Origin of the sequence: Mesorhizobium sp. M0019, from assembly GCF_040323975.1 — a bacterium.
Classification (GTDB): domain Bacteria; phylum Pseudomonadota; class Alphaproteobacteria; order Rhizobiales; family Rhizobiaceae; genus Mesorhizobium.
The window spans coordinates 108,322-133,262 of sequence record NZ_JAMYVK010000007.1 but is presented as its reverse complement, the minus strand read 5'-3'; the positions used below and the strand labels follow the sequence as shown (position 1 = coordinate 133,262).

Annotated in this window: 23 protein-coding genes and 2 tRNA genes; 12 read left to right on the top strand and 13 right to left on the bottom strand. The window is 63.1% G+C overall.

Going from position 1 to position 24,941, the window contains the following annotated elements; all coding sequences use genetic code 11:
• Positions 1-26: 26 nt before the first annotated feature.
• From sufC to NKK47_RS07925, 4 genes are all read right to left on the bottom strand, one after another.
• A complete protein-coding gene (gene sufC, locus NKK47_RS07940; protein WP_352528789.1) occupies positions 27-782 on the bottom strand; it encodes a Fe-S cluster assembly ATPase SufC in 756 nt (251 codons plus the stop codon).
• A gap of 72 nt (positions 783-854) precedes the next feature.
• Positions 855-1,172: a hypothetical protein gene (locus NKK47_RS07935; protein ID WP_352575982.1), complete on the bottom strand. Its 318-nt coding sequence runs from the start codon at positions 1,170-1,172 to the stop codon at positions 855-857.
• Between the two features lie 10 nt (positions 1,173-1,182).
• A complete protein-coding gene (gene sufB, locus NKK47_RS07930; protein WP_023674685.1) occupies positions 1,183-2,700 on the bottom strand; it encodes a Fe-S cluster assembly protein SufB in 1,518 nt (505 codons plus the stop codon).
• Positions 2,701-2,888: 188 nt separating this feature from the next.
• On the bottom strand, positions 2,889-4,067 hold the full coding sequence (locus NKK47_RS07925; RefSeq protein ID WP_352575980.1) for a cysteine desulfurase family protein: 1,179 nt from the start codon (positions 4,065-4,067) through the stop codon (positions 2,889-2,891).
• Positions 4,068-4,357: 290 nt separating this feature from the next.
• Here NKK47_RS07925 and NKK47_RS07920 point away from each other — a divergent pair, with 290 nt between their 5' ends.
• Both NKK47_RS07920 and NKK47_RS07915 read left to right on the top strand, forming a co-directional pair.
• Positions 4,358-5,032, top strand: a complete 675-nt coding sequence (locus tag NKK47_RS07920; protein WP_023674683.1) for an alpha/beta hydrolase — start codon at positions 4,358-4,360, stop codon at positions 5,030-5,032.
• Positions 5,033-5,038: 6 nt separating this feature from the next.
• The gene (locus NKK47_RS07915) at positions 5,039-5,689 is read left to right on the top strand and encodes an FMN-binding negative transcriptional regulator (protein ID WP_352575978.1); all 651 of its coding nucleotides are present in this window, start codon (positions 5,039-5,041) and stop codon (positions 5,687-5,689) included.
• A 41-nt stretch (positions 5,690-5,730) separates the two neighbouring features.
• Here NKK47_RS07915 and NKK47_RS07910 read toward each other — a convergent pair whose 3' ends face one another.
• Both NKK47_RS07910 and NKK47_RS07905 read right to left on the bottom strand, forming a co-directional pair.
• A complete protein-coding gene (locus tag NKK47_RS07910) occupies positions 5,731-6,063 on the bottom strand; it encodes a lipid-A-disaccharide synthase N-terminal domain-containing protein (RefSeq protein ID WP_352458432.1) in 333 nt (110 codons plus the stop codon).
• The gene (locus NKK47_RS07905; protein WP_352575977.1) at positions 6,056-6,784 is read right to left on the bottom strand and encodes a glycosyltransferase family 2 protein; all 729 of its coding nucleotides are present in this window, start codon (positions 6,782-6,784) and stop codon (positions 6,056-6,058) included. The genes NKK47_RS07910 and NKK47_RS07905 overlap by 8 nt, the downstream gene beginning before the upstream one ends.
• Positions 6,785-7,168: 384 nt before the next feature.
• Between NKK47_RS07905 and tyrS the strand changes: the two genes are divergently transcribed.
• Positions 7,169-8,434: a tyrosine--tRNA ligase gene (gene tyrS / locus NKK47_RS07900; protein ID WP_352575975.1), complete on the top strand. Its 1,266-nt coding sequence runs from the start codon at positions 7,169-7,171 to the stop codon at positions 8,432-8,434.
• Positions 8,435-8,806: 372 nt separating this feature from the next.
• Here the strand turns inward: tyrS and NKK47_RS07895 are convergent, their stop codons facing one another.
• Positions 8,807-12,181, bottom strand: coding sequence for a hypothetical protein (locus tag NKK47_RS07895; RefSeq protein WP_352575973.1), 3,375 nt, complete (start codon positions 12,179-12,181; stop codon positions 8,807-8,809).
• 96 nt (positions 12,182-12,277) lie between these two features.
• Between NKK47_RS07895 and NKK47_RS07890 the strand changes: the two genes are divergently transcribed.
• Positions 12,278-12,745 carry a peroxiredoxin gene (locus tag NKK47_RS07890; RefSeq protein ID WP_352575971.1) on the top strand — a complete coding sequence of 156 codons (468 nt, stop codon included), beginning with the start codon at positions 12,278-12,280 and terminating at the stop codon, positions 12,743-12,745.
• Positions 12,746-12,883: 138 nt separating this feature from the next.
• Complete coding sequence (locus tag NKK47_RS07885; protein WP_352575969.1) at positions 12,884-14,164, top strand: M23 family metallopeptidase; 1,281 nt, start codon at positions 12,884-12,886, stop codon at positions 14,162-14,164.
• A gap of 74 nt (positions 14,165-14,238) precedes the next feature.
• Here NKK47_RS07885 and NKK47_RS07880 read toward each other — a convergent pair whose 3' ends face one another.
• A complete protein-coding gene (locus tag NKK47_RS07880) occupies positions 14,239-15,030 on the bottom strand; it encodes an alpha/beta fold hydrolase (protein ID WP_352575968.1) in 792 nt (263 codons plus the stop codon).
• Between the two features lie 321 nt (positions 15,031-15,351).
• Between NKK47_RS07880 and NKK47_RS07875 the strand changes: the two genes are divergently transcribed.
• From NKK47_RS07875 to NKK47_RS07850, 6 genes are all read left to right on the top strand, one after another.
• Positions 15,352-16,518 (top strand): ROK family transcriptional regulator, encoded by a 1,167-nt coding sequence (locus tag NKK47_RS07875; RefSeq protein WP_352575966.1) that lies wholly within the window; start codon positions 15,352-15,354, stop codon positions 16,516-16,518.
• Positions 16,515-17,279 carry an ATP-binding cassette domain-containing protein gene (locus NKK47_RS07870; RefSeq protein ID WP_352456627.1) on the top strand — a complete coding sequence of 255 codons (765 nt, stop codon included), beginning with the start codon at positions 16,515-16,517 and terminating at the stop codon, positions 17,277-17,279. The genes NKK47_RS07875 and NKK47_RS07870 overlap by 4 nt, the downstream gene beginning before the upstream one ends.
• A gap of 39 nt (positions 17,280-17,318) precedes the next feature.
• A complete protein-coding gene (locus NKK47_RS07865; RefSeq protein WP_352571438.1) occupies positions 17,319-18,359 on the top strand; it encodes a sugar ABC transporter substrate-binding protein in 1,041 nt (346 codons plus the stop codon).
• 164 nt (positions 18,360-18,523) lie between these two features.
• Entirely contained in the window at positions 18,524-19,519 is a 996-nt protein-coding gene (locus tag NKK47_RS07860; protein WP_352575964.1) for an ABC transporter permease, read from the top strand.
• Positions 19,516-20,286 carry an SDR family oxidoreductase gene (locus tag NKK47_RS07855; RefSeq protein ID WP_352575962.1) on the top strand — a complete coding sequence of 257 codons (771 nt, stop codon included), beginning with the start codon at positions 19,516-19,518 and terminating at the stop codon, positions 20,284-20,286. Before NKK47_RS07860 ends, NKK47_RS07855 begins: the two co-directional genes overlap by 4 nt.
• The gene (locus NKK47_RS07850; protein ID WP_352571440.1) at positions 20,283-20,939 is read left to right on the top strand and encodes a GNAT family N-acetyltransferase; all 657 of its coding nucleotides are present in this window, start codon (positions 20,283-20,285) and stop codon (positions 20,937-20,939) included. Before NKK47_RS07855 ends, NKK47_RS07850 begins: the two co-directional genes overlap by 4 nt.
• A gap of 203 nt (positions 20,940-21,142) precedes the next feature.
• Here NKK47_RS07850 and NKK47_RS07845 read toward each other — a convergent pair whose 3' ends face one another.
• Together NKK47_RS07845 and NKK47_RS07840 are read right to left on the bottom strand one after the other, a co-directional pair.
• Positions 21,143-21,463 carry a hypothetical protein gene (locus NKK47_RS07845; protein ID WP_352575960.1) on the bottom strand — a complete coding sequence of 107 codons (321 nt, stop codon included), beginning with the start codon at positions 21,461-21,463 and terminating at the stop codon, positions 21,143-21,145.
• Positions 21,464-21,661: 198 nt separating this feature from the next.
• Positions 21,662-21,737: transfer RNA gene (locus tag NKK47_RS07840), tRNA-Val, on the bottom strand.
• A gap of 217 nt (positions 21,738-21,954) precedes the next feature.
• Here NKK47_RS07840 and NKK47_RS07835 point away from each other — a divergent pair.
• Positions 21,955-22,031, top strand: a tRNA-Asp gene (locus NKK47_RS07835).
• A gap of 236 nt (positions 22,032-22,267) precedes the next feature.
• Here the strand turns inward: NKK47_RS07835 and rbsK are convergent.
• From rbsK to NKK47_RS07820, 3 genes are read right to left on the bottom strand one after another with little or no spacing between them, the layout of a single operon-like run.
• The gene (gene rbsK / locus NKK47_RS07830) at positions 22,268-23,194 is read right to left on the bottom strand and encodes a ribokinase (protein ID WP_352575958.1); all 927 of its coding nucleotides are present in this window, start codon (positions 23,192-23,194) and stop codon (positions 22,268-22,270) included.
• A gap of 4 nt (positions 23,195-23,198) precedes the next feature.
• Positions 23,199-23,651 (bottom strand): RbsD/FucU family protein, encoded by a 453-nt coding sequence (locus NKK47_RS07825; protein WP_352456621.1) that lies wholly within the window; start codon positions 23,649-23,651, stop codon positions 23,199-23,201.
• Positions 23,652-23,682: 31 nt separating this feature from the next.
• Positions 23,683-24,741 (bottom strand): ABC transporter ATP-binding protein, encoded by a 1,059-nt coding sequence (locus tag NKK47_RS07820; protein ID WP_352456634.1) that lies wholly within the window; start codon positions 24,739-24,741, stop codon positions 23,683-23,685.
• Positions 24,742-24,941: the final 200 nt, after the last annotated feature.

Sequence of the window (24,941 nt, the reverse complement as noted above, 5' to 3'; positions counted from 1 at the left end):
GCTTGCCTTCCGGGCCTGCTGGCATCTCACGCGGCTTGCCCGATCACGCCGGCATAGCCATTGGCCTCGAGGTCGAGCGCCAGCGACTTGTCGCCCGACTTGATCACCTGACCCCTGTAGAGCACGTGCACCGTATCCGGCACGATGTATTGGAGCAGGCGCTGGTAGTGGGTGATGACGACGATGGCGCGGTCCGGCGAGCGCAGCGTGTTGACGCCGTCCGCGACGATCTTCAGCGCGTCGATGTCGAGGCCGGAATCGGTCTCGTCGAGGACGCAGAGTTTTGGTTCCAGCAGCTTCATCTGCAGGATCTCGGCACGCTTCTTCTCGCCGCCGGAAAAGCCGACATTGAGCGGCCGCTTCAGCATCGCCATGTCCATGTTGAGCGAGGCGGCCGCTTCCTTCACGCGCTTGAGGAATTCCGGGATTTTCAGCGGCTCCTGGCCGCGCGCCTTGCGCTGCTCGTTCATCGCCACTTTCAGGAATTCCATCGTCGCGACGCCCGGTATCTCCATCGGATACTGGAAGGCGAGAAAGATGCCGGCGGTGGCGCGCTCGGCCGGATCCATGTCGAGGATCGACTGGCCGTTGTAGAGGATGTCGCCCTCGGTGACCTCATAGTCCTCGCGGCCGGCGAGGATATAGGACAGCGTCGATTTCCCCGAGCCGTTTGGCCCCATGATGGCGGCGACCTCGCCGGCCCTGACCGTCAGGTTCAGGCCGCGAATGATCTCAGTGCCGTCGTCGACGATACGGGCATGGAGGTTTCTGATTTCAAGCATTTTTTGCAGTCTTTCAGTCGTATTGGATCGTGGCGTTAGCCGCTGAATGAATGTGTTACGTCAATCTCGCCTTCATGGAGTCTTGCCCTCCTCAGACCAGAGGCCAGACCCGTCAATAAAGCCGAGCGCTTCCTTCCCGCCGCAGCCGAACCGACATTTTACCGAACGCCGCGCGTCCAAACGCGAAACGCCCGACGCCCGCTGACCGCGAAGAAATTTTTCAACTTCGTCAGATGTCACGACCAAATCACGAGCCGGCTGGAGTTCGAGCCCATACCGCCCGCGAATCTCCTTGATCGTCTTAATCGGGTCTTCCCCACGAGCATTCTGTTCGCGCACAAACTCCTGGGCGTCGGTATGTGGGGATACGTCTCTGTCAACAAGGTTCATGGCGACGTTACTACCCCACGCTCCCCTCGAGGCTGATGCCGATCAGCTTCTGCGCCTCGACGGCGAATTCCATCGGCAGCTGCTGGATGACGTCCTTGACGAAGCCGTTGACGATCAGCGCGATCGCCTCTTCTTCCGGGATACCGCGCTGCATGACATAGAACTTCTGGTCCTCTGAAATCTTCGAAGTGGTCGCCTCGTGCTCGAACTGCGCAGTCGAATTCTTGGCTTCCATGTAGGGCACGGTGTGTGCGCCGCACTGGTCGCCGATCAGCAGGGAATCGCAATTGGTGAAGTTGCGGGCGTTGGTCGCCTTGCGGTGTGCCGAGACCTGGCCGCGATAGGTGTTCTGCGAGAATCCGGCGGCGATGCCCTTGGAGATGATGCGGCTCGACGTGTTCTTGCCGAGATGGATCATCTTGGTACCGCTGTCGACCTGCTGGTAGCCGTTTGAGACGGCGATCGAATAGAACTCGCCGCTGGAATCGTCGCCGCGCAGGATGCAGCTCGGATATTTCCAGGTGATCGCCGAGCCGGTCTCGACCTGCGTCCACGAAATCTTCGAGCGATGGCCACGGCAGTCGCCGCGCTTGGTGACGAAATTATAGATGCCGCCCTTGCCCTCGGCGTCGCCGGGATACCAGTTCTGCACCGTCGAATATTTGATCTCGGCATCGTCGAGCGCGATCAGCTCGACCACCGCGGCATGAAGCTGATTCTCGTCGCGTTGCGGCGCCGTGCAGCCTTCGAGATAGGAGACGTAAGCCCCCTCCTCGGCGATGATCAGCGTGCGCTCGAACTGGCCGGTGTTCTTCTCGTTCATGCGGAAATAGGTCGACAATTCCATCGGGCAGCGCACGCCCTTGGGCACGAAGACGAAGGAGCCGTCGGTGAACACGGCCGAATTCAGCGTCGCGTAGAAATTGTCGGAGGTCGGCACGACCGAGCCGAGATACTTCTTCACCAGCTCCGGATGCTCGCGGATCGCTTCCGAGATCGAGCAGAAGATGACGCCGGCCTGCGCCAGTTCCTTCTTGAAAGTGGTGACGACGGATACGGAATCGAACACCGCATCGACGGCGACGCGGCCCGACTTGTAGACGTTGTCGCTGGCTTCCTCGAGCTCCGACGCATCGGTCTTCTGCACGCCGGCGAGGATTTCCTGTTCCCTGAGCGGAATGCCGAGCTTCTCATAGACCTTCAGCAGTTCGGGATCGACCTCGCTGAGCGAAGTCGGCCCCGGCGTGCTCTTGGGCGCGGCGTAATAGTGGAGGTCCTGGAAATCGATTTTGGGATAGTGGACGCGCGCCCATTTCGGCTCGTCCAGCGTCAGCCAGCGGCGATAGGCTTCCAGGCGCCATTCCAGCATCCAGGACGGCTCGTCCTTCTTCGCCGAAATGAAGCGGATAATGTCTTCGCTCAGGCCTTTGGGGGCCTTGTCCATCGCGATTTCGGTCTGGAATCCGTATTTATACTGGTCGACATCGATCTTTCGAACTCGATCGATCGTCTCCTGCACAGCAGGCATCAGCGTTCTCCATCCACGCCGGGGTCAAGGCCCGGCAGTTTTCAAACTATGGCACCGCAAACGAGCAGCCATCAGGCACCCGAGGCGGCGTAAGTTTCATATAGTGCGTTCATGCCGGAAATTCACCCGGCCAAATGCGAACGCACGGCTCTACCAGGCCGCAAGGCCCTACATTTCGTCTGCCGCGCTCAGGCGGCTCGTTCCCTGCTTGCCTTTTCCTTACCGGCCTGGCGCGCGACGATCGTCGCCAGCGCCGAACGGAACAGCTCAATGTCTTCAGCGCTGGTCGCGTGGCCGATGGACACGCGCATCGCGCCGAGGCTGTCACCATAACCCATGGCTTTCAGCACGTGACTCGGCCCTACTTTGCCCGACGAACAGGCCGATCCAGCCGAGAGCGCCACACCGGCCAGGTCGAAGGCGATCTGCGCCGTCTCGGCCTTGATACCGGCAATGGCGAAGAACGTGGTGTTGGCAAGCCTTGGCGCGCCGGTCCCGAAGATTTCGGCGTCCGGAACCAGCGTTTTCACGATCGCCTCGATTTCGTCGCGACGCTGCCGCACCGCTCCGATCGTTTGCAAGCCGGCAAGCGCCTCACGCGCCGCCGCGCCAAACCCGGCAATCGCCGCTAGGTTTTCGGTGCCGCCGCGATGGCCCTTTTCCTGGCCGCCGCCGCTGACCAGCGGCTTCGGCATCATCAAGTCCGACGCCGCGACAATGGCGCCGACGCCCTTGGGGCCGCCGATCTTGTGCGAGGAGAGAATCAGATAATCTGCGTAACCCGCTGACATATCGAGCGGAATGCGGCCGGCCGCCTGCACGGCATCGACAACCAGGATGCCACCCGCCGCCTTGACGATTTCGGCAATGCGGCCAACCGGCTGGATGACGCCGGTCTCGTTGTTGGCGGCATGGATTGCTACCAGCGGCATGCCTTCGGCCTTGTCATGCGCACCGAGTGCTGCCGCCAGGGCGTCGAGCCTGACGACGCCGTCGGCGTCGACGCCGATCCGCGTTACCTGCCCCGTGGGGAAGCGCCCGCCATTCAGCAGGCACGGATGGTCGGCCTCGGACACGTAAAGCCGGCTCATGCGGAGGGCGCCGCGCCCCATCTGCCAGTCCGGCGTCAGCAGCGTCGAGGCCGCTTCCGTCGCGCCGGAGGTGAATACGACATGCTCGGCTTTGGCGCTGACCAGTCGCGCCACATCGCGCCTTGCATCCTCGATCAGCCGCCGTGCAGCGCGGCCCTCGGCATGGACCGAGGACGGGTTGGCGGGGACGTCGAGCGCAGCTACCACCGCCGCGCGCGCCGAGGCAAGCAGCGGCGCGCTGGCGTTGTAGTCGAGGTAGGCGCGTGCTCCGGCCATTTCCGTCCAACTGGTCCCTTCAAAAGCCGTTCCGCGAAGATAGCGCGTTATTTCCTTGAAATTGCAAGGCAAGACGTCCTATTTACGCGGCTTACGGCGCGGGTGGCCGAGCCACAATTTTTGGCCGCCCAGTTTTGAACAATTCTAAACTAGCTTCTAGAAAGACGCTCGCCCTGCGTCAAGGCCTAGGGAAGACTGGGGCCTAGGGAAGACTGGGGCCTAGGGAAGACTGGGGCCAGAGGAAGAGTTGTTCCGGGCGCCGCGCAAATTTATACCAAGTGGAGTATTTCATGCCTGAGGTCATTTTCACCGGTCCGGCCGGCCGTCTGGAGGGTCGCTATCAGCCCTCGAAGGAAAAGAGCGCGCCGATTGCCATCGTCCTGCACCCTCACCCCCAGTTTGGCGGCACGATGAACAACAAGATCGTCTACGACCTCTTCTACATGTTCCAGAAGCGCAATTTCACCACGCTGCGCTTCAATTTCCGCGGCATCGGCCGCAGCCAGGGCGAGTTCGACCACGGCACCGGCGAATTGTCCGACGCCGCCGCGGCGCTCGACTGGGTGCAGTCGCTGCATCCGGATTCCAAGAGCTGCTGGGTTGCCGGCTATTCGTTCGGCTCGTGGATCGGCATGCAGCTTCTGATGCGCCGGCCGGAGATCGAGGGCTTCATCTCGGTCGCGCCGCAGCCCAATACCTATGATTTCTCGTTCCTGGCGCCATGCCCGTCGTCCGGCCTGATCATCCACGGCGACGCCGACAAGGTCGCGCCGCCCAAGGACGTGCAGGGGCTGGTCGACAAGCTGCACACGCAAAAGGGCATTACCATCACCCAGAAGACCCTGCCCGGCGCCAACCATTTCTTTGCCAACCATGCGGAGCTTCTGATCGAGGAATGCGCGGACTATCTCGATCGCCGGCTGGCCGGGGAACTGTCCGACCCACGGCCGAAGCGGCTGAGATAATCGGCGATGTACCAACCGCCTCACTTCCAGGAAACACGGCCGGACGTCCTGCACGGGCTGATCCGGGCGCATCCGCTTGGCCTGCTGGTGTCGAACGGCGTCGAGGGGCCGGTCGCCAACGCGATTCCCTTTCTTCTTGACGCGGATGTGCCGCCGAACGGCAGGCTGCGCGCCCATTTGGCCAAAGCCAATCCGCAATGGCGGCTTTTGGCCGACAATCCCCTGGCGCCGGTGCTGGTCGTCTTCCAGGGCGCCGATGCCTATGTGACGCCGTCCTGGTACGAGACCAAGCGTGAAACCGGCAAGGTGGTACCGACCTGGAACTACGCCATCGTCCAGGTCCGCGGCAGCGTCACGGTGATCGAAGACCAGGATTGGCTGGCCGAGCAGATTTCCGATCTGACGATGTCGCAGGAGGGCGGCCGCTCGGCGCCGTGGGCGGTGACCGACGCGCCGGCACCCTTCATCCAGTCGCAGATCAAAGGCATCGTCGGCCTGGAGATCGAAATCACCGAAATCAGCGGCAAATGGAAAGTCAGCCAGAACCGCCCGGCCGCTGACCGCGTCGGTGTCGCCGAGGGGCTCGAGAGCGAGACTGCCGATTCGGCCGACATGGTCCGGCTGGTAAGGTCTTACGGCGGGCTGGACGGCAAGTAATCTGGATTGCTTGCTCGACCGGTTTCAGGCCGATCGAGGGCTCAATCGACCTTCGTCATCGCCGTCTTGCGCTCGTTGGCGATCAGCCAGAGATTGCGGATATAGATCAACAGGCCCATGGCCTGGCCGGCGATGAACACCGGATCCTGACGCTGGATGGCGTAGATCAGCAGCAGGCCGCCGCCGAACAGCGAAAAGAACCAGAAGGCGATCGGCACGACGCTGCGCTTGGCCTTTTCCGACGCCACCCACTGCACCAGAAAGCGCATGGTGAAGAAGAACTGGGCGACGAAGCCGAGCAGAACCCAGGCATCGAATTGCTTGACGAAAACATCGTGAAGCCAGGTCGCCAATTCCTGAAGCACGTTACCCATGCCTGATTTCCTCTACTTTGGGCATTCTGCGGCGCCTGCGGCGCAGCCACCAGACGCCGGCAAGATCAAGCACGCCCTGCAGGCCGCGATCGAAGATGCCGTAATTCGATTTGCCGTGGCGGCGGGAGCGGTCGACGACGTCGCAATGGACGACGCGGTAGCCCTCCTGGATGACCAGAGCCGGAACAAAGCGGTGGGTGCCGTCGAAGAACGGCAATTTCCTCAAAATGTCGGTATGGATCGCCTTGAGGCCGCAGCCGGTATCCCGCGTCTCGTCGTGCAGGATGGCTTTTCTCAGCCCGTTGGCGAAACGCGACGCCAGTTGCTTGATCTTGCTGTCGCGGCGCTTCAGACGCTGTCCCTGCGCAGCCCCGACTTCGGGACCAGCCTGCCGCAGCGCGTCGATCAACACTGGGATATAACCGGGGTCGTTCTGACCGTCGCCGTCGATGGTGGCGACGATATCGCCGCGCGCCGCCCAGGCGCCCGAACGCACCGAGAGCGACTGGCCAGCGGATTTCGCATGCCTGAGATGGCGCAGCGGGAACGCGCGAAGCGCTGCCTGGGCGGCGAGCACCGAAGGGGTATCGTCGGTCGAGCCGTCATCGACGACGATGACCTCGAAGTCGCGCCCGGCCATCGCGGCGCCGATCTCGTCGAGCAGAAGCGGCAGGTTCGCCGCCTCGTTCCGGCAAGGAATGACGATGGATATCTCCGGCATCTCGACTCTGTCATAGGATATGGCATTCGATCGATGCCGTGCGGTCCAGCGGATGAGACCCGTTGGCGGCGCCTCATTACGCCAGCCGAAACGATGACGCAAGCAGGCCGCACGCTTGGGGTTCTCCCTTCTCCCTTGTGGGAGAAGGTGGCCGCGCGAAGCGCGGTCGGATGAGGGGTGTTCCAGCTTGGCAACGACGGCACTCCGTCCAACACCCCTCAACCGTCTTGGCGCTGCGCGCCAATCCACCTTCTCCCACAAGGGGAGAAGGCAAGAGGGTGTCGCAAAACCGGATTCCACTTTTGCTGATCGCGCTTGAGTGCTAAACGCCCGCCTTCATGCATAGCCGAGCCGCATTCGGCCGGAAGCCTTTCGGGAAAGAAAATGTCCGCCTTCAAATCCGATTTCCTGCGCACGATGAGCGAGCGCGGTTTCATCCACCAGACCTCGGACGATGCCGGCCTCGACCAGCTTTTCGCCACGGAAACGGTGAGCGCCTATATCGGCTTCGACGCCACCGCCAGGAGCCTGCATGCCGGGTCGCTGATCCAGATCATGATGCTTTATTGGCTGCAGCAGACCGGCCACCGGCCAATCGCGCTGATGGGCGGCGGCACCTCGATGATCGGCGATCCGTCGTTCAAGGACGAGGCGCGCAAGCTTTTGACGCCGCAGGACATCGAGGACAATCTCGCCGGCATCCGCCGCAACTTCACGCCCTACCTCAAATTCGGCAGCGGCCCGAACGACGCCGTCATGATCAACAATGCCGACTGGCTGATGGACATCAACTACGTCAATTTCCTGCGCGATGTCGGCCGGCATTTTTCGGTCAACCGCATGCTGGCCTTCGATTCGGTCAAGCTCCGGCTGGACCGCGAGCAGTCGCTGTCGTTCCTCGAATTCAACTACATGATCCTGCAGGCCTACGACTTCGTCGAGCTCTACAAACGCCTCGGCTGCCGGCTGCAGATGGGCGGCTCCGACCAGTGGGGCAACATCGTCAACGGCATCGATCTCGGCCATCGCATGGAAGGCGCGCAGCTGTATGCGCTGACGACGCCGCTGCTCACCACCTCCTCCGGCGCCAAGATGGGCAAGTCGGCGTCGGGCGCGGTCTGGCTCGATGCGGAGATGTTGAGCCCCTACGAGTTCTGGCAATACTGGCGCAACACCGAGGACGCCGATGTCGGCCGCTTCCTGAAGCTTTACACGACCTTGCCGCTCGCCGAGGTCGCACGCCTCGAACGGCTCGGCGGCTCGGAGATCAACGAAGCCAAGAAGATCCTCGCCACCGAAATCACCGCCATGCTGCATGGCCGCGAGACGGCGGCGGAGGCAGCCAGGACGGCAGAAGCGCTTTTCGAAAGAGGTCAGTCAACCGAGTCATTGCCGACAGTAACCATCGACAAAGGACAGGATGACAAATGGCAATTTGGCAGGTCGAATGCAGCAATTGCCGTCGCGTCGGGACTTGTGCCGTCCAATTCGGAAGCTCGGCGCAAGATGGCGGAAGGTGCTCTACGAATCAATGACAGGGTCGTCACCGACCCGAACGAAATTGTCTTGTGGACCGACCTGTACGAAAACACCGGAGCATTCAAAGTTCAGTTGGGAAAGAAGAAGGTCATTCTGGTACGGCCGGTCTGACCTCTGCTGAGGCTCAGGTGAGACCGAGCCGGCGACGGGCATAAGCAATGGATCGCTGCATTCCTCGGCAACTGTAACGGCATGGATCCTAGGGTCTCCGCGACGTCGCTTCGCTCCTGCTGCGCCCTAGGATGACGAAGGCATGGTGGCTCAAGGCTAGTCGCGGATGTCGGAGAGCGAGGCGGTCGCGTGGCGGCCGATGGCAAACGCGACCTTCGAGATTGGCTGAAGTCTCCCCTCGCTTCGTCATCCTAGGGCGAAGCAGGAGCGAAGCGCGGAGACTGTAGGATCCATGCCGTTACCTCTAGGCGGTGCTACGCTGAACAGCACTTCACCCGGCCTTTTTGGCGCCACCCGCCTACCCTACCCGCCTCACCGATACTCGAAGATCGACCGGAATATCCCGGGCGCTATCACCGATAGCGGATTGACCTCCAGGTTGGGCTTGTTGGCGTTGCCCTTGAGCCTGTAGGTGACGCCGATCAGGCCGCGGTCGCGGCCGTTGCCGAGCAGCGCGCCGATCAGCGGCAGTTCGCCGAAGATGCGGTTTACGCCGTAGGCCGGCATGAACGTGCCGGTCATGTCCATATTGTTGTTCTGGTCGTAGAGCGTGCCCTGGAAGGTGGTGCCGATGCGCGAGCCGCGCAGCACGCCGTTGCGCAGCTTGAGATAGCCGCTGCCCTTATCGATCTCGCTGAAACCGCGCTCGAACTTCACCCTCGACGTGTCGAGATTGCCTTTGACCGCCTCGTTGAGGCTGCGGTTGTCGCCGGCCGGCGTCGTCGACACGATCGAGGCGAGCTTCGGCTCGTTGACGACAAAGAAGTCCTTGGCGTCGACCTGGCCTTTCATCGGACCGTCGCCGGCCCCGGTCAGCGCGAGCGTGATCGAGCCGCCTTCCATATGCTCGTAGATATTGAGGAAGCGTAGTATGGCGCCGGCGTCGGCCGACTTCATGTTGAGCGTGCGCAGGCCGCCGCCGGTCGTGTTGCTGATGGTGATGGCGGCTCCCGAACTTGCCGTGGCGCTCACCTTGAGCCCGTTCACCCGGGAGCCTGCGGCGCTGTAGTCGAGCTTCAAATTCGACAGCACCTCGTCATGGAAGCCGGTCAGGGAGCTGACGTCGGCGCTGACCGAGATCGCATCGACGCCGGTGGTCTTGGTAGCGGTATCGACGTCGGACGTGAATTGCTTGATCAGCGAGCGTGCGTCCAGCGCGCTGCCGCTGACCTCGACCGCATAGGCCTTGCCCGACCGCTTCACCGAGACGGCGACGTCGTCGCCCCGGTTCAAGGTGACCTTGCTGAACCGGGCCGAGGACAAGGCGCCGTTGACCAGCACGGCGCTGCCGTCGATGGAGAAGGTCTTGCCGTCGAGTTCGAAATTGGACAGCGTCGTGGTGTCGCCGGTCTTCGCCATGGCGAAGACGACCTTGGCGGGAATGCCAGGCCCCTTGTTCCAGCCGGCCCAAGGGATGTCCAGTCTGGCGTTGGTCAGGTCGGCCGACACGTTCTGATTGCCGGTGCCACTCTTGTCGATCGCCACCTTGATGGTTCCGGAAAGCAGCGTCGACAGGCCAGGCATGGCGGTGGCGCGCGTCTTGTCGTCGAGCACCAGCTCCACTTTACGACTGCGCGGCGGGCCGCCATCCCTGAGCGGCTCGATCAGGTCGAGCTCGGCCGGAATGCCGTTGAGCAGCGCCTTCGCCGAGATCACCGCCCGGTCGGGCGCGACCGTGATCGAGCCGTCGGCATGGCTGACCGTCTGGCCCTCGAACGGCTTGCCCAGCGACAGGTCCTTGTAGTCGAGCGCCACCAGCCAATCGAGTTTGGAAGAGTCGACACCGGACTGCAGCGGAATATCGGCCTTGACGTGGCCGGTTACCGTGCCGGACAGGTCGTCCGGCAGGAGGCCGACATGGCGCATGGCGTTGATCGGGTCAAAGGATGCCAGCTCGGCGATTGCCGGCGCCTCGCCGGCGACATCGATGTCGAGCGCGCCGATCACCGGCGGATGGTTCGCCGCCTTGACGGTGAGCGTGCCGTTGCTCGCCGCCACCGTGCGGCCGCTCGGCATATAGACGCTGCCCGACGACAGCGCGACGTCGACGTCATTGCCGTGGAAGCCGACGACGCCGACGGCATCGCGGATCGGCGGAATGCGGCCGGCCGTGTCGAAGCGCGATCCTTCGACCTGGAATCGGCCGAACACTTCAGCGGCCGAAAGCGGCACGCCGTTGCCGAGCCGTCCGGGCACGACCTGGAACTGCAGGCTGCCATCGACCACGCGGCCGCCGAACAGGTTCTTGAGCACCCACAGCCTGGCATTGCGCGCCGAAAACCAGGGCCATAATTGCTTGACGTGCGAGACCGGCATGTCGTGAACATTGAGCGCCACCGATATGCCCGGCGCCTGGTTGGCGACGAATGAAACCGAAGCCGTGCCCAGCACTTCGCTGCCCGGTCCGGACCGGACGCCGATCTGCTCGGCGACCAGCTTTTGGCTCGTCGGCTGGTAGACGCCGGCGATACGGGCAATGAAGCTGAGTGCCGGCTCCGGCGAATCCGAAGGCGCCAGGGTCGAACCGTCGCTGGTCAGGTCGTAACGATAGGATGGCTCCTCGCCCGCTGCGCCGGTAGCCGGCTTCGGCCCGATCGAACCGGCGAAATCGAAGGTCGAGCGGCCGGTTTTCACCAGCAAACTGTCGACCTGGATTTTGTTCGACCCGGCGACGAGTGTTGCATCGAGATCGATGTCGGCCGGAAGCAGGCCGCGCGAACCGAGATCGAGCACCGATCCGGTCAGTGACAGGGCAGCGGTCAGCCGCGAACCGTTGTCGCCGGTCCCTTCCGACCCCGCCAGCTTCAAGGCGATCGCACCCAATTTGCCACCTGCCGCAGTGTCGGCGTCCGCTGCCTGGATGCTGGCGTCCAGCGTGGTGATGCGTCGCGTCGCCGGATCGCGGGTGGCGGAAGCGGCGATGGTAAGCGCCCTGCCGTCGACATCCGCGTCGGATGAAAACTCCATGCTTCCCGGTCCCGACTGCGAGACGGAGGCGTCGGCGATGGTGACCGACTTGACCGATCCGGTCTCGGGCAGTGCCAGCTCGACGTTGCGCAGATCGATCTGGCGCACCGAATCCTCGCGCACCGCATCGAGCGCGCGGTTGACGTTGGCGAAGACGGCGGCGGAAAGTTTTTCCGGATCGATGAGGCCGTCCTGGTTGCGCAGCCCGGCCGTCCAGTCGCCGCCGGACGGCATCGCGGCCATGACGATGTGCGCGTCGGAAATCCGGGCGCTGGTCAGCCGTACCTCGCCCGAAAGCAACGGGATCAGCCGGATGCCGAAGCGGACCCGGCCGGCATCGGCCATCGGTTTTCCGTCGGCGGTCTTGAGGCTGACGTCGCTGACCTGCAGCGCAATGAAGCTCGACCCGTCAAGCGTCAGCCGGGCCGGCCCGACGGCAACGTCGACATCGAAGCCGGCCAATCTCTCGATTGCCGTTTCGGCTTCCGCGCGAAGCCGCTCCGAGCCGAAGCCGGACACGCCGATCGCATAGACGCCGGCGCCAGCCAGCAGCACAAGGGCGACAAGGCCGGCAAACAGCCGCGCCATCATACGGACGCCGCGACCGATCGACGCCTGGCCGAGCGGCGGGACGCGGCACGCGGACGGAAAGGTTCCCAGGTCGGTGATCTCGTCACGCCTGAACCTGATCTTCTCGTGCTGCGGTAGCTCCTGATCCACGCAATCTTCCGTTGAAACGAATTCGATCGTGGACGAATCCCCGCTCGACATTATATCGATGCAGCCTGGCGCGTAACCTCAAACAAGGGCATCGGTATGGCTGACCTCGACGTGGGCGATGTTGCGCCGCAGTTCGATCTTCCGCGCGACGGCGGCGGTTCACTCAGCCTCGCCGCATTGCTGGGAAAACCCATCGTACTCTATTTCTACCCACAGGACGACACCACAAGCTGCACCAACGAGGCGATCGGCTTTTCGCAGTTGAAGCCGGAGTTCGAAAAGGCCGGCGCCGTCGTCATCGGGCTCTCGCCGGACAGCGTCAAGAAACACGACAAATTCAAGGCGAAATACGATCTGAGCGTCGACCTTGTCGCCGACGAAGAGCGCAAAGTGATCGAGGCTTACCATTTGTGGGTGGAAAAGAAGCTCTACGGTCGCACCTATATGGGCGTCGAGCGGGCGACGTTCCTGATTGGCCGCGACGGACGCATCGCCAGGATCTGGCGCAACGTCCGCGTCAAGGGGCACGCCGAAGAAGTGCTGGAGGCGGTTCGCGCCCTTTGAGAGCTGCGCCAGGCCGTTGCAATTCGATACCCGTTTTGCGCGAAGACCTTTGGCTGTCGTTCGATCCGGCAAAACTTTGTTAACCCTAATAATGTGTAATCAGGCTCGTCGTTGGTGTCGTAACGAAAGCTTGGTCCCGTGAACGTAGCCAGTCAGTCAGCGGTCTTCGGCAGACGCAAAGAGCCCCACACGGTCATCATCGCCCGGGGCGACCAGATAAGGCATTTCACCATACGCCCGTGGCTGGCGGCATTTTGCGGCTCGGCGCTGGCGGCGGTCGTCATCGGCTACCTGCTGGCGACCTCCTATCTGGTGCTGCGCGACGATCTGATCGGCGCCACGACGGCGCGGCAGGCGCGCATGCAGCAGGCCTACGAAGACCGCATCTCGGCACTGCGCAGCCAGGTCGACCGCATCACCAGCCGCCAGCTACTCGATCAGCAGCTGATGGAAACCAAGGTCAGCGAGCTGCTGGAACGGCAGAGCCAGCTCAGCCTGCGTCACGGCCGCCTCGGCCCGATCCTCGAACGAGCCGAAAACGAGGTCGCAACGCCGCCCGTGCCGACGGCAAAGCCGGACGAACATGCCGACGCGACCGGCAGCATCCAGCCGACGGCCTATTCCGTCGCCAGCCTTGCTGCCCCCCTTCCCAGCAACGACACCAGGCCGTTCTCACTGTGGTCGACCCGCGCCGATCCGCTGCCGAGCGAAAGCGCGGCCGACCGGGCAGACAAGCTCTTCGTTTCGATCAACAACTCGCTGAAGGCCATCGAGAGCCAGCAGCTCACCCGCATCGCCACACTTGCCGACAATGCCTACAAGAGCGCCGACGCGATCTCGCAGGCGCTCGAGGCCGCCGGCCTGCCGGTCGACAGCGAATTCGAAAAGAGCGACGTCGGCGGCCCGCTGATACCACTCGACAGCTCGTTGGTCTTCGATAGCAAAGTCAAAGAGTTGGACGAAGCGCTTGACGCGCTGGATCATCTTAAAAAGGAGGCACGCCGGCTGCCGCTCGCCAACCCCGCCCCCGGCCGCAGCGTTACCAGCCCATTCGGCGTGCGCACCGACCCCATCCTCGGCACGGCCGCCTTGCATTCCGGCATGGATTTCAGGGCGCCGGTCGGTATGCCGGCCAAGGTCACGGCAGGCGGCGTTGTCGTCAAGGCCGGCTGGAACGGCGGCTACGGCCGCATGATCGAGGTCGACCACGGCAACGGTTTTGTTACGCGTTACGGGCATCTCAGCGAAATCGACGTCGCCGTCGGCCAGAAGCTCGATGCCGGAGACGTCATCGGCAAGACCGGCAACAGCGGCCGATCGACCGGCCCGCATCTGCACTACGAGGTCCGCCACAATGGCGAGGCGATCGATCCGCTGCGCTTCCTGACCGTCGGCAAGAAGGTCGCGCAGTATCTGTAGAGCCGGCGATTCATTCGCCGTGAAGCCTGGCGCGCGGCCAACCGCCCGCCAGGCAATATAAGGATGGATCGCTTTCAGCCCTCAGCAGCGGCCATGAACGCGCCGAGCCGCCGGTTGAACGGCTCACCGGTCTGCTGAACGCTGTGCCCCGCGCCGGCGATCACGGCACGATCGGCACCAAGCACGTTTTCGAGCACGTCGCAGACGGCGTCGAATGCTGCGCTGTGCCCGCCGGATACCACCAGTTTCGGGAACGGCGCATCGGCAAGTTGCCGAAGCGGAATTTCGGCCTCCCATGGCCCGCGTTCGACGACGAGCATGGCCGCGCCTTGCGCGAGCGGGGGCGGCAGCGGGTCTGGCAATTGTATCGCCGAGCCGACCAGATGGAGGAACTGGCGCAAGAAAAGCGCGGGATCGTCGCGGGGTCCGCTTTGCCAGTGGGTCTTCAGGCGCGTCACGAGTTCATTCACGGCAACATCCCCGCGCGCAAGGTCAAAGGCCGGCGGCTCGATCACCGTGAGCGAACGGATTGCTCGCGGGCGCATCGCTGCTGCAAGAAGAGAGATGACGCCGCCATAGGAATGCCCGACCAGATGGACGCGGCTTTCGTCCCAGAGGTCATGCGTCCGATCGAGGAATCCGGCGACCAGTCTGGCGTCGACGACGAAATCCTCGCGTTCGGCAGGGGAACTTGATCCGTATCCGGGCCGGTCGACCACAACCAGCTTCCAGCGCTCCGCAAGCGGTTGCTGGGCGGACCATGTCATCATGCCGTTCGTGACGCTGCCGTGGACGAACAGAACCGGCGGCCCGTCGCCCCGCACCTCATAGCCGAGATCAATCCCGTCGAGGGTCAGCTTCGGCATCGCATCTCCTCCCGCAGACCGGCGAGAGGAAGTATGCTCCCTGCAACGGAAAGGCGCAACGAACTCCGATCCCTGGCCGGCTCACAGGCGGGTTCCGAAATGTGCTTCAGGGCGCTTATCGGATTGCCGGCCAAGGTCATGCCTGGCTCCCGTCCAGCCGGTGGCGCTTCATACTGGAAAATTGCCAGAGTTGGCCCATCCGCCGGCGGGCGCGAATTCGCCGGCGTTAGAAGGACCTTGGCCACAGGCGAATTATTTTTGAATTCCATTTGACTGAATAAATCTTCAGTGCCAGTCTGGCCTCTCTCGAGGGCACAAGGCATGGCACTGCGGGGAACCAATCAGGAGTTCGGGCGGCCGTATAACCGGCGCATCGTGCTCGAATCCATCCGCCTTCACGGACCGATCGCCCGCGGCGACATTGCCAGGCGGGTCGGGCTCACCGTGCAGACGGTGTCTACCATCGTTCGCGAGTTGGAAGAGCACGGTTACGTGTTGTCGCTGCGCGAAGAGCCCAAGGGACGCGGCCTGCCACCGGCAACGCTGCGCATCAATCCGGAAGGCGGCTATGCCGTCGGCATCCACGTCACCCCGCTGGGCATCAATGCCGCCCTGATCAACCTAAGCGGCGATGTTATCGAGAGCACCTACCGCGAAGCCCCAAATGCAACGCCCGACCACGCTTTCGAGCTGATCGGCGCCATGGTGCTCGAATTGACGGCATTGCGGCCCGGTGGCCGCGTTCTCGGCATCGGCATGGCGCTGCCCGGACCGTTCGGCGTGGAGTCCATGAGCTTTGTCGGGCCGACCACCATGACCGGCTGGAAGGATGTGGCGCTGCGCGAGCGGCTGGCCGCCTCGACCGGACTGCCGGCCTTTTTCGAAACCGATATGGCGGCGGCTGCTATCGGCGAGCGCCTCTACGGCCTCGGAACGGCATATTCCGAGTATTACTATCTTTATTTCGGCGTCGGTCTCGGCGGCGTCATGGTGCATGACGGGGCGGCATTGCGCGGCGCCTGGGGAAACGCCGGTGAAATCGGCCACATTCCCGCGGTGCCGGGCGGCGAGCCCTGCCCGTGCGGCAATCGCGGCTGCCTCGAACGGTATCTCTCGCTCGAGGCGCTGCGACGCCGCAACATCGCCGACGCCGAGTGGGTGAGCGAGATTGCGCCGATCTTCCGCAACGCCGTCACCATCATCGAAAACTTGTTCGATCCCGAAACCATCATCCTCGGCGGGCTTGCCTCCACCGACCTGCTCGAAAGGCTTGCCGGCGCGGCCGCGCACCTGCCCATTTCGGTCTCGGCGCGAAGCGACCGCGCGACCCCCCGCGTCCGCGTCGCGCGCGGCGGCCAGCATGCGGTGTTGCGCGGCGCCGCCGCGCTTGCCGTCTCAGGAGTGCTTTCGCCACGCTTCGGCCAGATCTTCACCGCCGAGCGCGAACGCGGTCGGGATCTCTTGCATAACAAGGGGATCGCAGCATGAGCGAACCGCTGCTGGTGCTCGACAACGTAGCCAAGAATTACGGCGCCATCGAAGCGCTGAAAGGCATCAGCTTTTCGATCGACAAGGGCGAAGTGGTGGCGCTTCTGGGCGACAACGGCGCCGGCAAATCGACGCTGGTCAAGATCATTGCCGGCGGCCTGGAGCCGTCCTCCGGCCGCATGCTGTTCGAAGGCAAGGAATTCCTCGCCAAATCCCCCGCCGAGGCCAAGGCCGCGGGGATCGAGACGGTCTACCAGGACCTGTCCCTCTGCACCAATGTCGACGTGGTCGCCAATTTCTTCATGGGCCGTGAGATCACCAGGAAGGTTCTCGGCATTCCAGTGCTCGACGAGCGCGCCATGGAGCAGGTGGTGCAAAAAGCCTTGGCAAGCGCGGGCACCCGCATTCCCTCGCTTCGCACCAATGTCGAGCACCTCTCGGGCGGTCAGCGACAGGCCATCGAGCTCAACCGGTTCGTGCATTTCGGCGGCAAGCTGGTGCTTCTCGACGAGCCGTTCGCAGCGCTTGGCGTCGAGCAGACGCGGCGCGGCCTCGACATGATCCGCCAGGTGGCGAGCCAGGGTATCGGCGTCGTCATAATCACTCATATCATGCAACAGGCCTTCCAGGTCGCCGATCGGATCGTGGTGATCCGGCAAGGCGTCGTGGCGGGCGACGTCGCACGCAACAAAACAAGTCCCGACGCGGTGATCAACATGATCACCGGAGAGACGCTCGCCGGTGCCGGACCGACGAACTGAGGGACAAACGAGGGGTCCGGCGCAAGAGGAGCGAACGACATGAAGAAAATACTTCTTTCCGTCTTCGGTATCCTGGCACTGGCCTTTGCCACGCTCACGCCGGCATTCGCCCAGTCCAAGGGCACCGTCTACTACATGGTGCCGACATTGCTCGATGAGTTCCAGACCGGCTCGGTGAGCGCGCTGGAATTGTTCCTGAAGCAGGTCGGCTACGAGATGAAGACGCTGAACGCCGACAACAAGACCGACGCTCAGCAATCGCAGATGAACGACGTCATCGCGCTGAAGCCGTCGGCGATCATTCTTGCCGCCGTCGATTTCAATGCGCTGAAACCGTCGATCGAGGCCGCCCGCGCCGCCGGCATCCCGGTCGTCGAGTTCGACCGCCAGATCACCTCGACCCCGTCCGACTTCACCTCGGTGGCCGGAACCGTCGAGATCGGCTACGTCGCCGCCGACCAGGCGCAAAAGCTCCTGACCGCGAAAAACGGCTCGGTGAAGGGCAAGATCCTGCAGGTGCTCGGCGATCCGGGCGACCCCTACACGCTCGATATCCAGAAGGGTTTCGAGGAGAAGATGAAGGCGTTCCCGGACGTCAAGATCATCTCGCTGCCGGCCATGCAATGGGCGGCGGATGCAGCCGGGACCATCGTGAACGACCAGCTGCTCGCCAACCCCGACATCGACCTGATCTTCAGCCATGCCGCGCATCTTTCGGTAGCTGCCGTCGCCTCGCTCGAGGCCGCCGGCAAGAAACCGGGCGACGTCATGCTGATGAGCTCGAACGGCGCTCCGGTCGGCCTCGACCTGATCCGCAAGGGCTGGCTCAACGTCGAAGTCGAGCAGCCGCTCTATGCCCAGGCCGCGGCGGTCGCCATGTTCATGGACAAGGTGGTCAACAAGCAGGAGATCAAGCCCGGCGAATATGATGTGCTTGGCCTGAAATCGACCCTGACCAAAGAAGCGTGGGGGCCGAACATCAAGATCCCCGGCGCTGCGATCACCAAGGAAAATGTCGATAACCCTGCCTTCTGGGGCAACATGAAGCCGCCGACCGAAACCATAAAGCCGGTCGAATAGCAAACTCGCCAGAAGCTCCGGGCCATTGCCGGCCCGGAGCCCAGCCCTGCAGCCCCGGTGCGTTCAAACGGACGCGCACGGGGATGCTGCAGCAATTTTCAACCGCGCCTGATCTTTCCGAAGAACGAATGGTTTTCGGGGTCATGCGCCAACCGGATCCGCAGATGAACCCCCGCACGCGCCAAACCCTCGAGTTCATCCTCGACAATCTTGTCTGGTTCATGCTGGTCTTCGTGCTGGTGGTCTTTTCCATCCTCATCCCGAACTATTTTCAGCTCGGCATTTTTGCCAACATCATCGAGGCGTCGAGCGTGCTCGGCGTCATGTCGATCGGCTTGGCGCTAGTCATCATCGCCGGCCATATGGACCTGTCGGTCGAATCGGTGGCGGCGCTCAGCGCCATGGCGGTCGGCATCCTGTTCTGCTCATCGGGCATCGGCCTCGGCATCCAGTTGCAGCCGCAATGGCTGATGGTTCCAGTTTCGCTGCTCATCGCGCTTGCGGTCGGCGGCCTCATCGGCGCCTTCAACGGCTACCTGGTGGTCAGGGTCAAGATGAGCGCCTTCATCATCACCCTGGCGTCTTACATCTGGGTGCGCGGCCTGGTGCTGGTCATCTCCGGCGGCCGCTCGGCGCAGGACCTTGCGCCGGCGATCCGCTGGTTCGGCATCCAGCGCCTGGGTGGCCTGCCGCTGACAGCCTGGATCGCCATTGCGTGTTTCGTGGTGTTCTCGCTGATCATGGCCAAGACGCCCTTCGGCCGGCACCTGGTCATGATCGGCGGCAACGAGACGGCGACCTTCCGCGCCGGCATCCGCGTCAACCGCAACCTTGTCATAGCCTTTGTCCTTGCCGGCGCCATTGCCGGCCTTGCCGGCTGGGTGCTGGCGATCCGCACCTCCGGCGCGACAGCTAATCTCGGCGTCGGCCTGTTGTTCAATGCCTTCGCCGCGGTCGTCATCGGCGGCGTCAGCCTGAAGGGCGGCGTCGGCACCTTGCCCGGCGTCTATGCCGGCGTGCTGCTGCTCTCGGCCATCAACACGGCGATCAATTTGATGGGCCTGCCGGCCAACTTCACCCAGGTGATCCACGGCCTGCTGGTGCTCGCCGCCGTGCTGCTCGACGCGTTCAAGCAGACCATTCGCCAGAGGCTGGCATGACCGGCCGTCTGGAAGACAAAGTCGCGCTGATCGTCGGCAGCGCACGTGGCATCGGCAAGGGCATCGCACAGCGTTTTGCCGAAGAGGGCGCGAAGCTGGTCCTGGCCGACACCGAGGCCGAGGCGGGGCAAGCGACCGCGAACGAACTCGGCGCCGCCTTCATCCGCACCGACATCTCGCAGATGGCTGATGCCGAGGCTGCTGTTGCACTGGCGCTCGACCGTCACGGCCGGCTCGACATCATGGTGCAGAATGCCGGAATCTATCCCTGGCAATTGCTGGAAAACACCAGTCCCGACGATTGGGACCGGGTCATGGCGGTAAACTTGCGCGGCAGCTTCATCGCTGCTCGCGCCGCACTGGTGCCAATGAAGGCACAGCATTTTGGCCGCATGCTGTTCACCTCCTCGATCACCGGCCCGCATGTCACCAGCCCCGGCCACGGCCATTATTCAGCGACCAAGGCCGGCATCAATGGACTGATCCGTTCGGCTGCGCTCGAATTCTCGGGCTACGGCATTACAGTCAACGGCGTCGAGCCCGGCAACATCCTCACTGAAGGCATAGAGCAGCATCGCGGTGCGGCCTTCATCAAGAACATGGAAGACGCCATCCCGCTCGGCCGTCTCGGCAGCCCTCGCGATGTGGCCAATGCCTTCCTGTTCCTGGCCTCTGACGATGCCAGCTACATCACGGGCACGACCATCATCGTCGACGGCGGGCAGCTTTTGCCCGAGGGCAAGGATTTCCGGCTGCTGCCGCCATGATCCTCGATTTCGGCGGCGGTTTCTTCCTGCGCCGGGCGACCACCGCCGATCATGCAGCGCTTGCGATGATCTGTCTCAAGACCGGCGATGCCGGCAAGGACGCCAGCGGCCGCGAGGACGACCCGGAACTGCTCGGCCTCCTCTACACTATTCCCTACCAGGTGCTCGAACCCGAGCTGGCCTTCATTATCGATAGTCCCGCAGGTGCGGCCGGCTACCTGCTTGGCGCGGCCGATACGGGCGCTTTCAATGCCAGCCTGGCATCAGAGTGGTATCCCGACCTTCAGCGGCGCGTGGCGGACCCGGGACCCGACAGCTCGCGCTGGCGCGGCAGCGACTGGGCGCGGCATCGGGTCCATCATCCCGATTTCGCTGTTCCGCCTGCGCTGACCGCCTATCCGTCGCATGGCCATATCGACGTGTTGCCGCAAGCGCGCGGGAAAGGCATCGGCAGGCGCGCGATGGCCTTCCTCGAGCAGGGGCTTGCCGCGAGCGGCTCGACCGGCATCCACCTCGAAGTCATGCCGGAGAACGATGGTGCGCTAAGGTTCTACAAGGCGATTGGATTTGCGGTGGTGCAGGACGCTGATTCATCGAAGCGTTGTGTTTATGTGGCGAAACGGATTGCTCACGCTCCGGCGATTGCAGGCTGATCTGCGACAAGCCAATCGCCCAAGTTGCAAAGAACCGGGAGGCCTATGGAAGTACAATGCTGCCGTTCTGTAGCAGCCAGTTGCCCCGCGTGAACACCTTTGCCGCGGGAACGAAACCTTCGTCGCGTGCTCCACCGCAGACACGAAAGTCACCAGCATCACGGTGCGGGGCTAATTCGAGTGTTGGCGGAGCGTCTACTAGTTCATATGGGCGGCAGGGGAACATCCGCGACCGTTCCCCCGGCCACAATCGAGAGCACATAGAGCAGATAAATGGCTAATACCAACAGGGCGAGGAATGAACCGCTGGCAAAGACTCCTGCAACCGCGGCGTCGGGATAAGCTTCGACTTGTTCTTTCTTGAAGGTGTCTTCTTCGTTACGGGTTGTGTTCACAACCCGTTCGCCTGGAAGCCGGTTTTTTTCAGCTTCCTTCGATATCTTATCCGCGAGATCTCCTGCGATCACGGGATCGTCCGGAAGATGACTCACAAGCCATCCAGGAATATTTTCGCTCCCGCCCATGCCCATACGCAATTGAGATACTGCAAGTTGTAGCTTTCGGCAATCGTTTCCCTCATGAGAGGCAAGCAGATCAGACTTAAGTCCCTGCGGAAAGACAGTTCGAATCAGACCAAAGTCCGAGTAGCACAGTGGTCGGATGCGTCTCACCTGGGCGATCAGCTTGAGCGGTGTAGCCCAAACTGAACACATCGAGGAAAATGGTGGGCGATGACGGGCTCGAACCGCCGACATCTTCGGTGTAAACGAAGCGCTCTACCAACTGAGCTAATCGCCCGCCCCGGGCCGGACCTTTAAGCAGTTAGGACCGGCTTCGCAAGGCCAAATGAGCGGCGAGTGGCTTGGCCGGGAGCCGGTTTCGGCAACAAAGTTCGGCTTGTCAAAAAACCTTCTCCTGTTTGCTGTTATGCTGTCCGGGTCCGCTTGACACCCGGTGGCTTACCCCTTATCCACCGCCCCAACGACGAACACGGCTGACACGTGCTCGTCTATGCGCGGGTGTAGCTCAGTTGGTTAGAGTGCCGGCCTGTCACGCCGGAGGTCGCGGGTTCGAGCCCCGTCACTCGCGCCATTTCTCCTTTGGGGTCACGTCCCCTTGATGTCGGAGAAATGTCGACGTTGATTTGTCAAAAATCATCTTCTTTCGTGACTCAGTCTAGGTCCATTCCTTTCGAATTCTGGCATTGATCCTCATCCATCGACCTGCCCGCCTGTTTGTGGTCGAGCCAGAAGACAATAGCTTCTCGGACAAGAGTCGGGTCTAACCCATTCGCTCCCGCTTACAGTCTCATCCCGCAGTGCCGGGCTTCACCCCTCGGCGAGCAGCGCCTCGACTTCCTGCAGCGTCGGCATGGACGGCGCGGTGCCCGGGCGCGTCACCGAAATGCCGGCGACGGCGCAAGCGAAGCGCACCGCCTGCAGGGGTTCCATCCCCCTCGACAGCGCCGCAGCCAGGCCGCCATTGAAGGCGTCGCCCGCACCCGTGGTCTCGATGACCGGGCCGGCGGCGACCGCTGCGACATGCTCGGAACGGTCGGCCGTGTGCAGCAGCGCGCCGTTTTCGCCAAGCGTCACGATGACAGCGCCCACGCCCTTCTCGAGCAGGCTGTCGGCGGCACGGCGGGCATCGTCGATGGAGGATACCTTGATGCCGGTCAGTTCCTCGGCCTCAGTCTCGTTCGGCGTGACATAGTCGCAAAGCGTGTAGATACGGTCCGGAAGCTTGGCCGCCGGCGCCGGGTTGAGGATGGTGGTCACCCCTGCCCCGCGCGCGATCCCCAGCGCCGGCAGCGCCGCCTCGATCGGCTGTTCGAGCTGGGTGACGAAGACGCCGGCCGAGCGGATCAGCCCGGCATTTGCCTCGATGTCGGCGGCCGAGATCAGCATTGCCGCGCCGGGACTGACGATGATGGCGTTATTGCCGCTCGTCTCCTCGACGAAGATATAGGCGGCACCCGTATAGCTCTGCGGCGTCTCGATGACGGCGCTTTTCACGCCCGCCTCTTTCCAGGTCTGCCTCGCCATATCGGCGAACGGATCGACGCCGAGGCGGGTCAGGAAGGTGACGTCGGCGCCGAGCCGGCCGGCCGCCACCGCCTGGTTGGAGCCTTTGCCGCCGGGGCCGAGTGTGAAGGACGTGCCCAGGATCGTCTCTCCCATGCGCGGCTGGCGGGCGGCGCGGTAGGCGGTGTCGGCGACGAAGACGCCCAGTATGACGATCGGTCTGCCCGGCATCTCGCTACTCCGCATCCGGCGGCACGACGCCCTTGCGGAAGGCGAAGCAGCCGTAGAAGCGGCGCTCGCCGGTCTGGATGACGCAATAGGCCCTCTTGGCGCGTTCGTAGAAGGCGTAGCGTTCGACCGAGATCATCGGCCAAGCCTTGCCCTCGGCGGCATCGATCTCTTTTTGCACTTCCTGCTGCACGGCGGGAATGTCGTCCGGCTTGCCGACGATCTCCATGCGCGCGGCCGCGTCGTCGACGAAGGTGTCCAGCGGATAGAGCGACAGTACCGCCTTGACCACGTCGGCCGCCGACGCATCGATGCGCAGCAGCCGGCCAAGCACGGTCTGGCGCGCCACCGAATCAGACGGGAAATTGGTGTCGGCGATAATCAGATCGTCACCGTGGCCCATCGCCCGCAGCGCCTGCAGCACATCGGCATTGAGCAGCGGATTGATTCCTTTGAGCATGGTATTCCTCGCGAAGTTTGCTGGGGCGAAATCAGAGACGCTTGCCGGTCTCTGCGTCGAAGAGATGCACCTGGTCGAGCCGCGGTTTCAGGTGCAGTGTGTCGCCCGGCTTGAAGTCGTGGCGCTCACGGAACAGCGCCACCATCTCGCCCTCGCCGAAGCGCAGGAACACCAAAGTCTCGGAACCGGTCGGCTCGACCACCGAAATCTTCGCCGGAACGCCATCGGGATGGATTTCGAGATGCTCGGGCCGCACGCCGTAGACGACATTACGGCCATCCTCGACGGCACTGGTCGCCGCAATCGGGAACGGCGTCCCGGCGATCTCGACGACGGGCTTGTCGCCCTTGCGCACGACGCCCTTGAGCAGGTTCATCGAGGGCGAGCCGATGAAGCCGGCCACAAACAGGTTGGCCGGCCGGTCGAATAATTCCAGCGGCGCGCCGACCTGTTCGATGCGACCGTCGCGCATCACCACGATCTTGTCGGCCATGGTCATGGCCTCGATCTGGTCGTGGGTGACGTAGATGGTGGTGGTCTTCAGCCGCTGGTGCAGTTCCTTGATCTCGGTGCGCATCTGGACACGCAGCTTGGCGTCGAGATTGGAGAGCGGCTCGTCGAAGAGGAACACCTGCGGGTTGCGCACGATGGCGCGGCCCATGGCGACGCGCTGGCGCTGGCCGCCAGAGAGCTGGCGCGGATAGCGCTTGAGGTAGGGATTGAGGTCGAGGATGTCGGCGGCGCGTTTGACTCGCTCAGTAACCACCGCCGGGTCGGTTTTGCGCAGCTTGAGAGCAAAGGCCATGTTCTGCTCGACCGTCTTGTGCGGATAGAGCGCGTAGTTCTGGAACACCATGGCGATGTCGCGCTTGGCCGGCGGCAGATGGTTGACGACGCGCTCGCCGATGGCGATGGTGCCGCCGGAGACCGTTTCCAGCCCGGCCACCATCCTCAGCAGCGTGGACTTGCCGCAGCCGGAAGGCCCGACCAGCACCACGAACTGCCCGTCGGCGATGTCGACGCTGACATCGTGCAGAACCTTGACGGTTCCGAACGCCTTGGCCACATTGCGGATCGCGACTTGAGCCATCATTCCCCCTTCAGTTGCCGTGAAGCTAAACAACGCAAACGGCGAGGGCAAGTCAGTCTCTTATAGATAAAAAACCCATTCACGTTGACACCGCACTTCGTTGTGCGAATAGTGACAATGTCCGGCTTATGACCCTGTTCCGGGCGCACCGGTACGCTTGTCCGGCACTGAATGCCAAGCGTCGCGGGAGGGAGAATTCG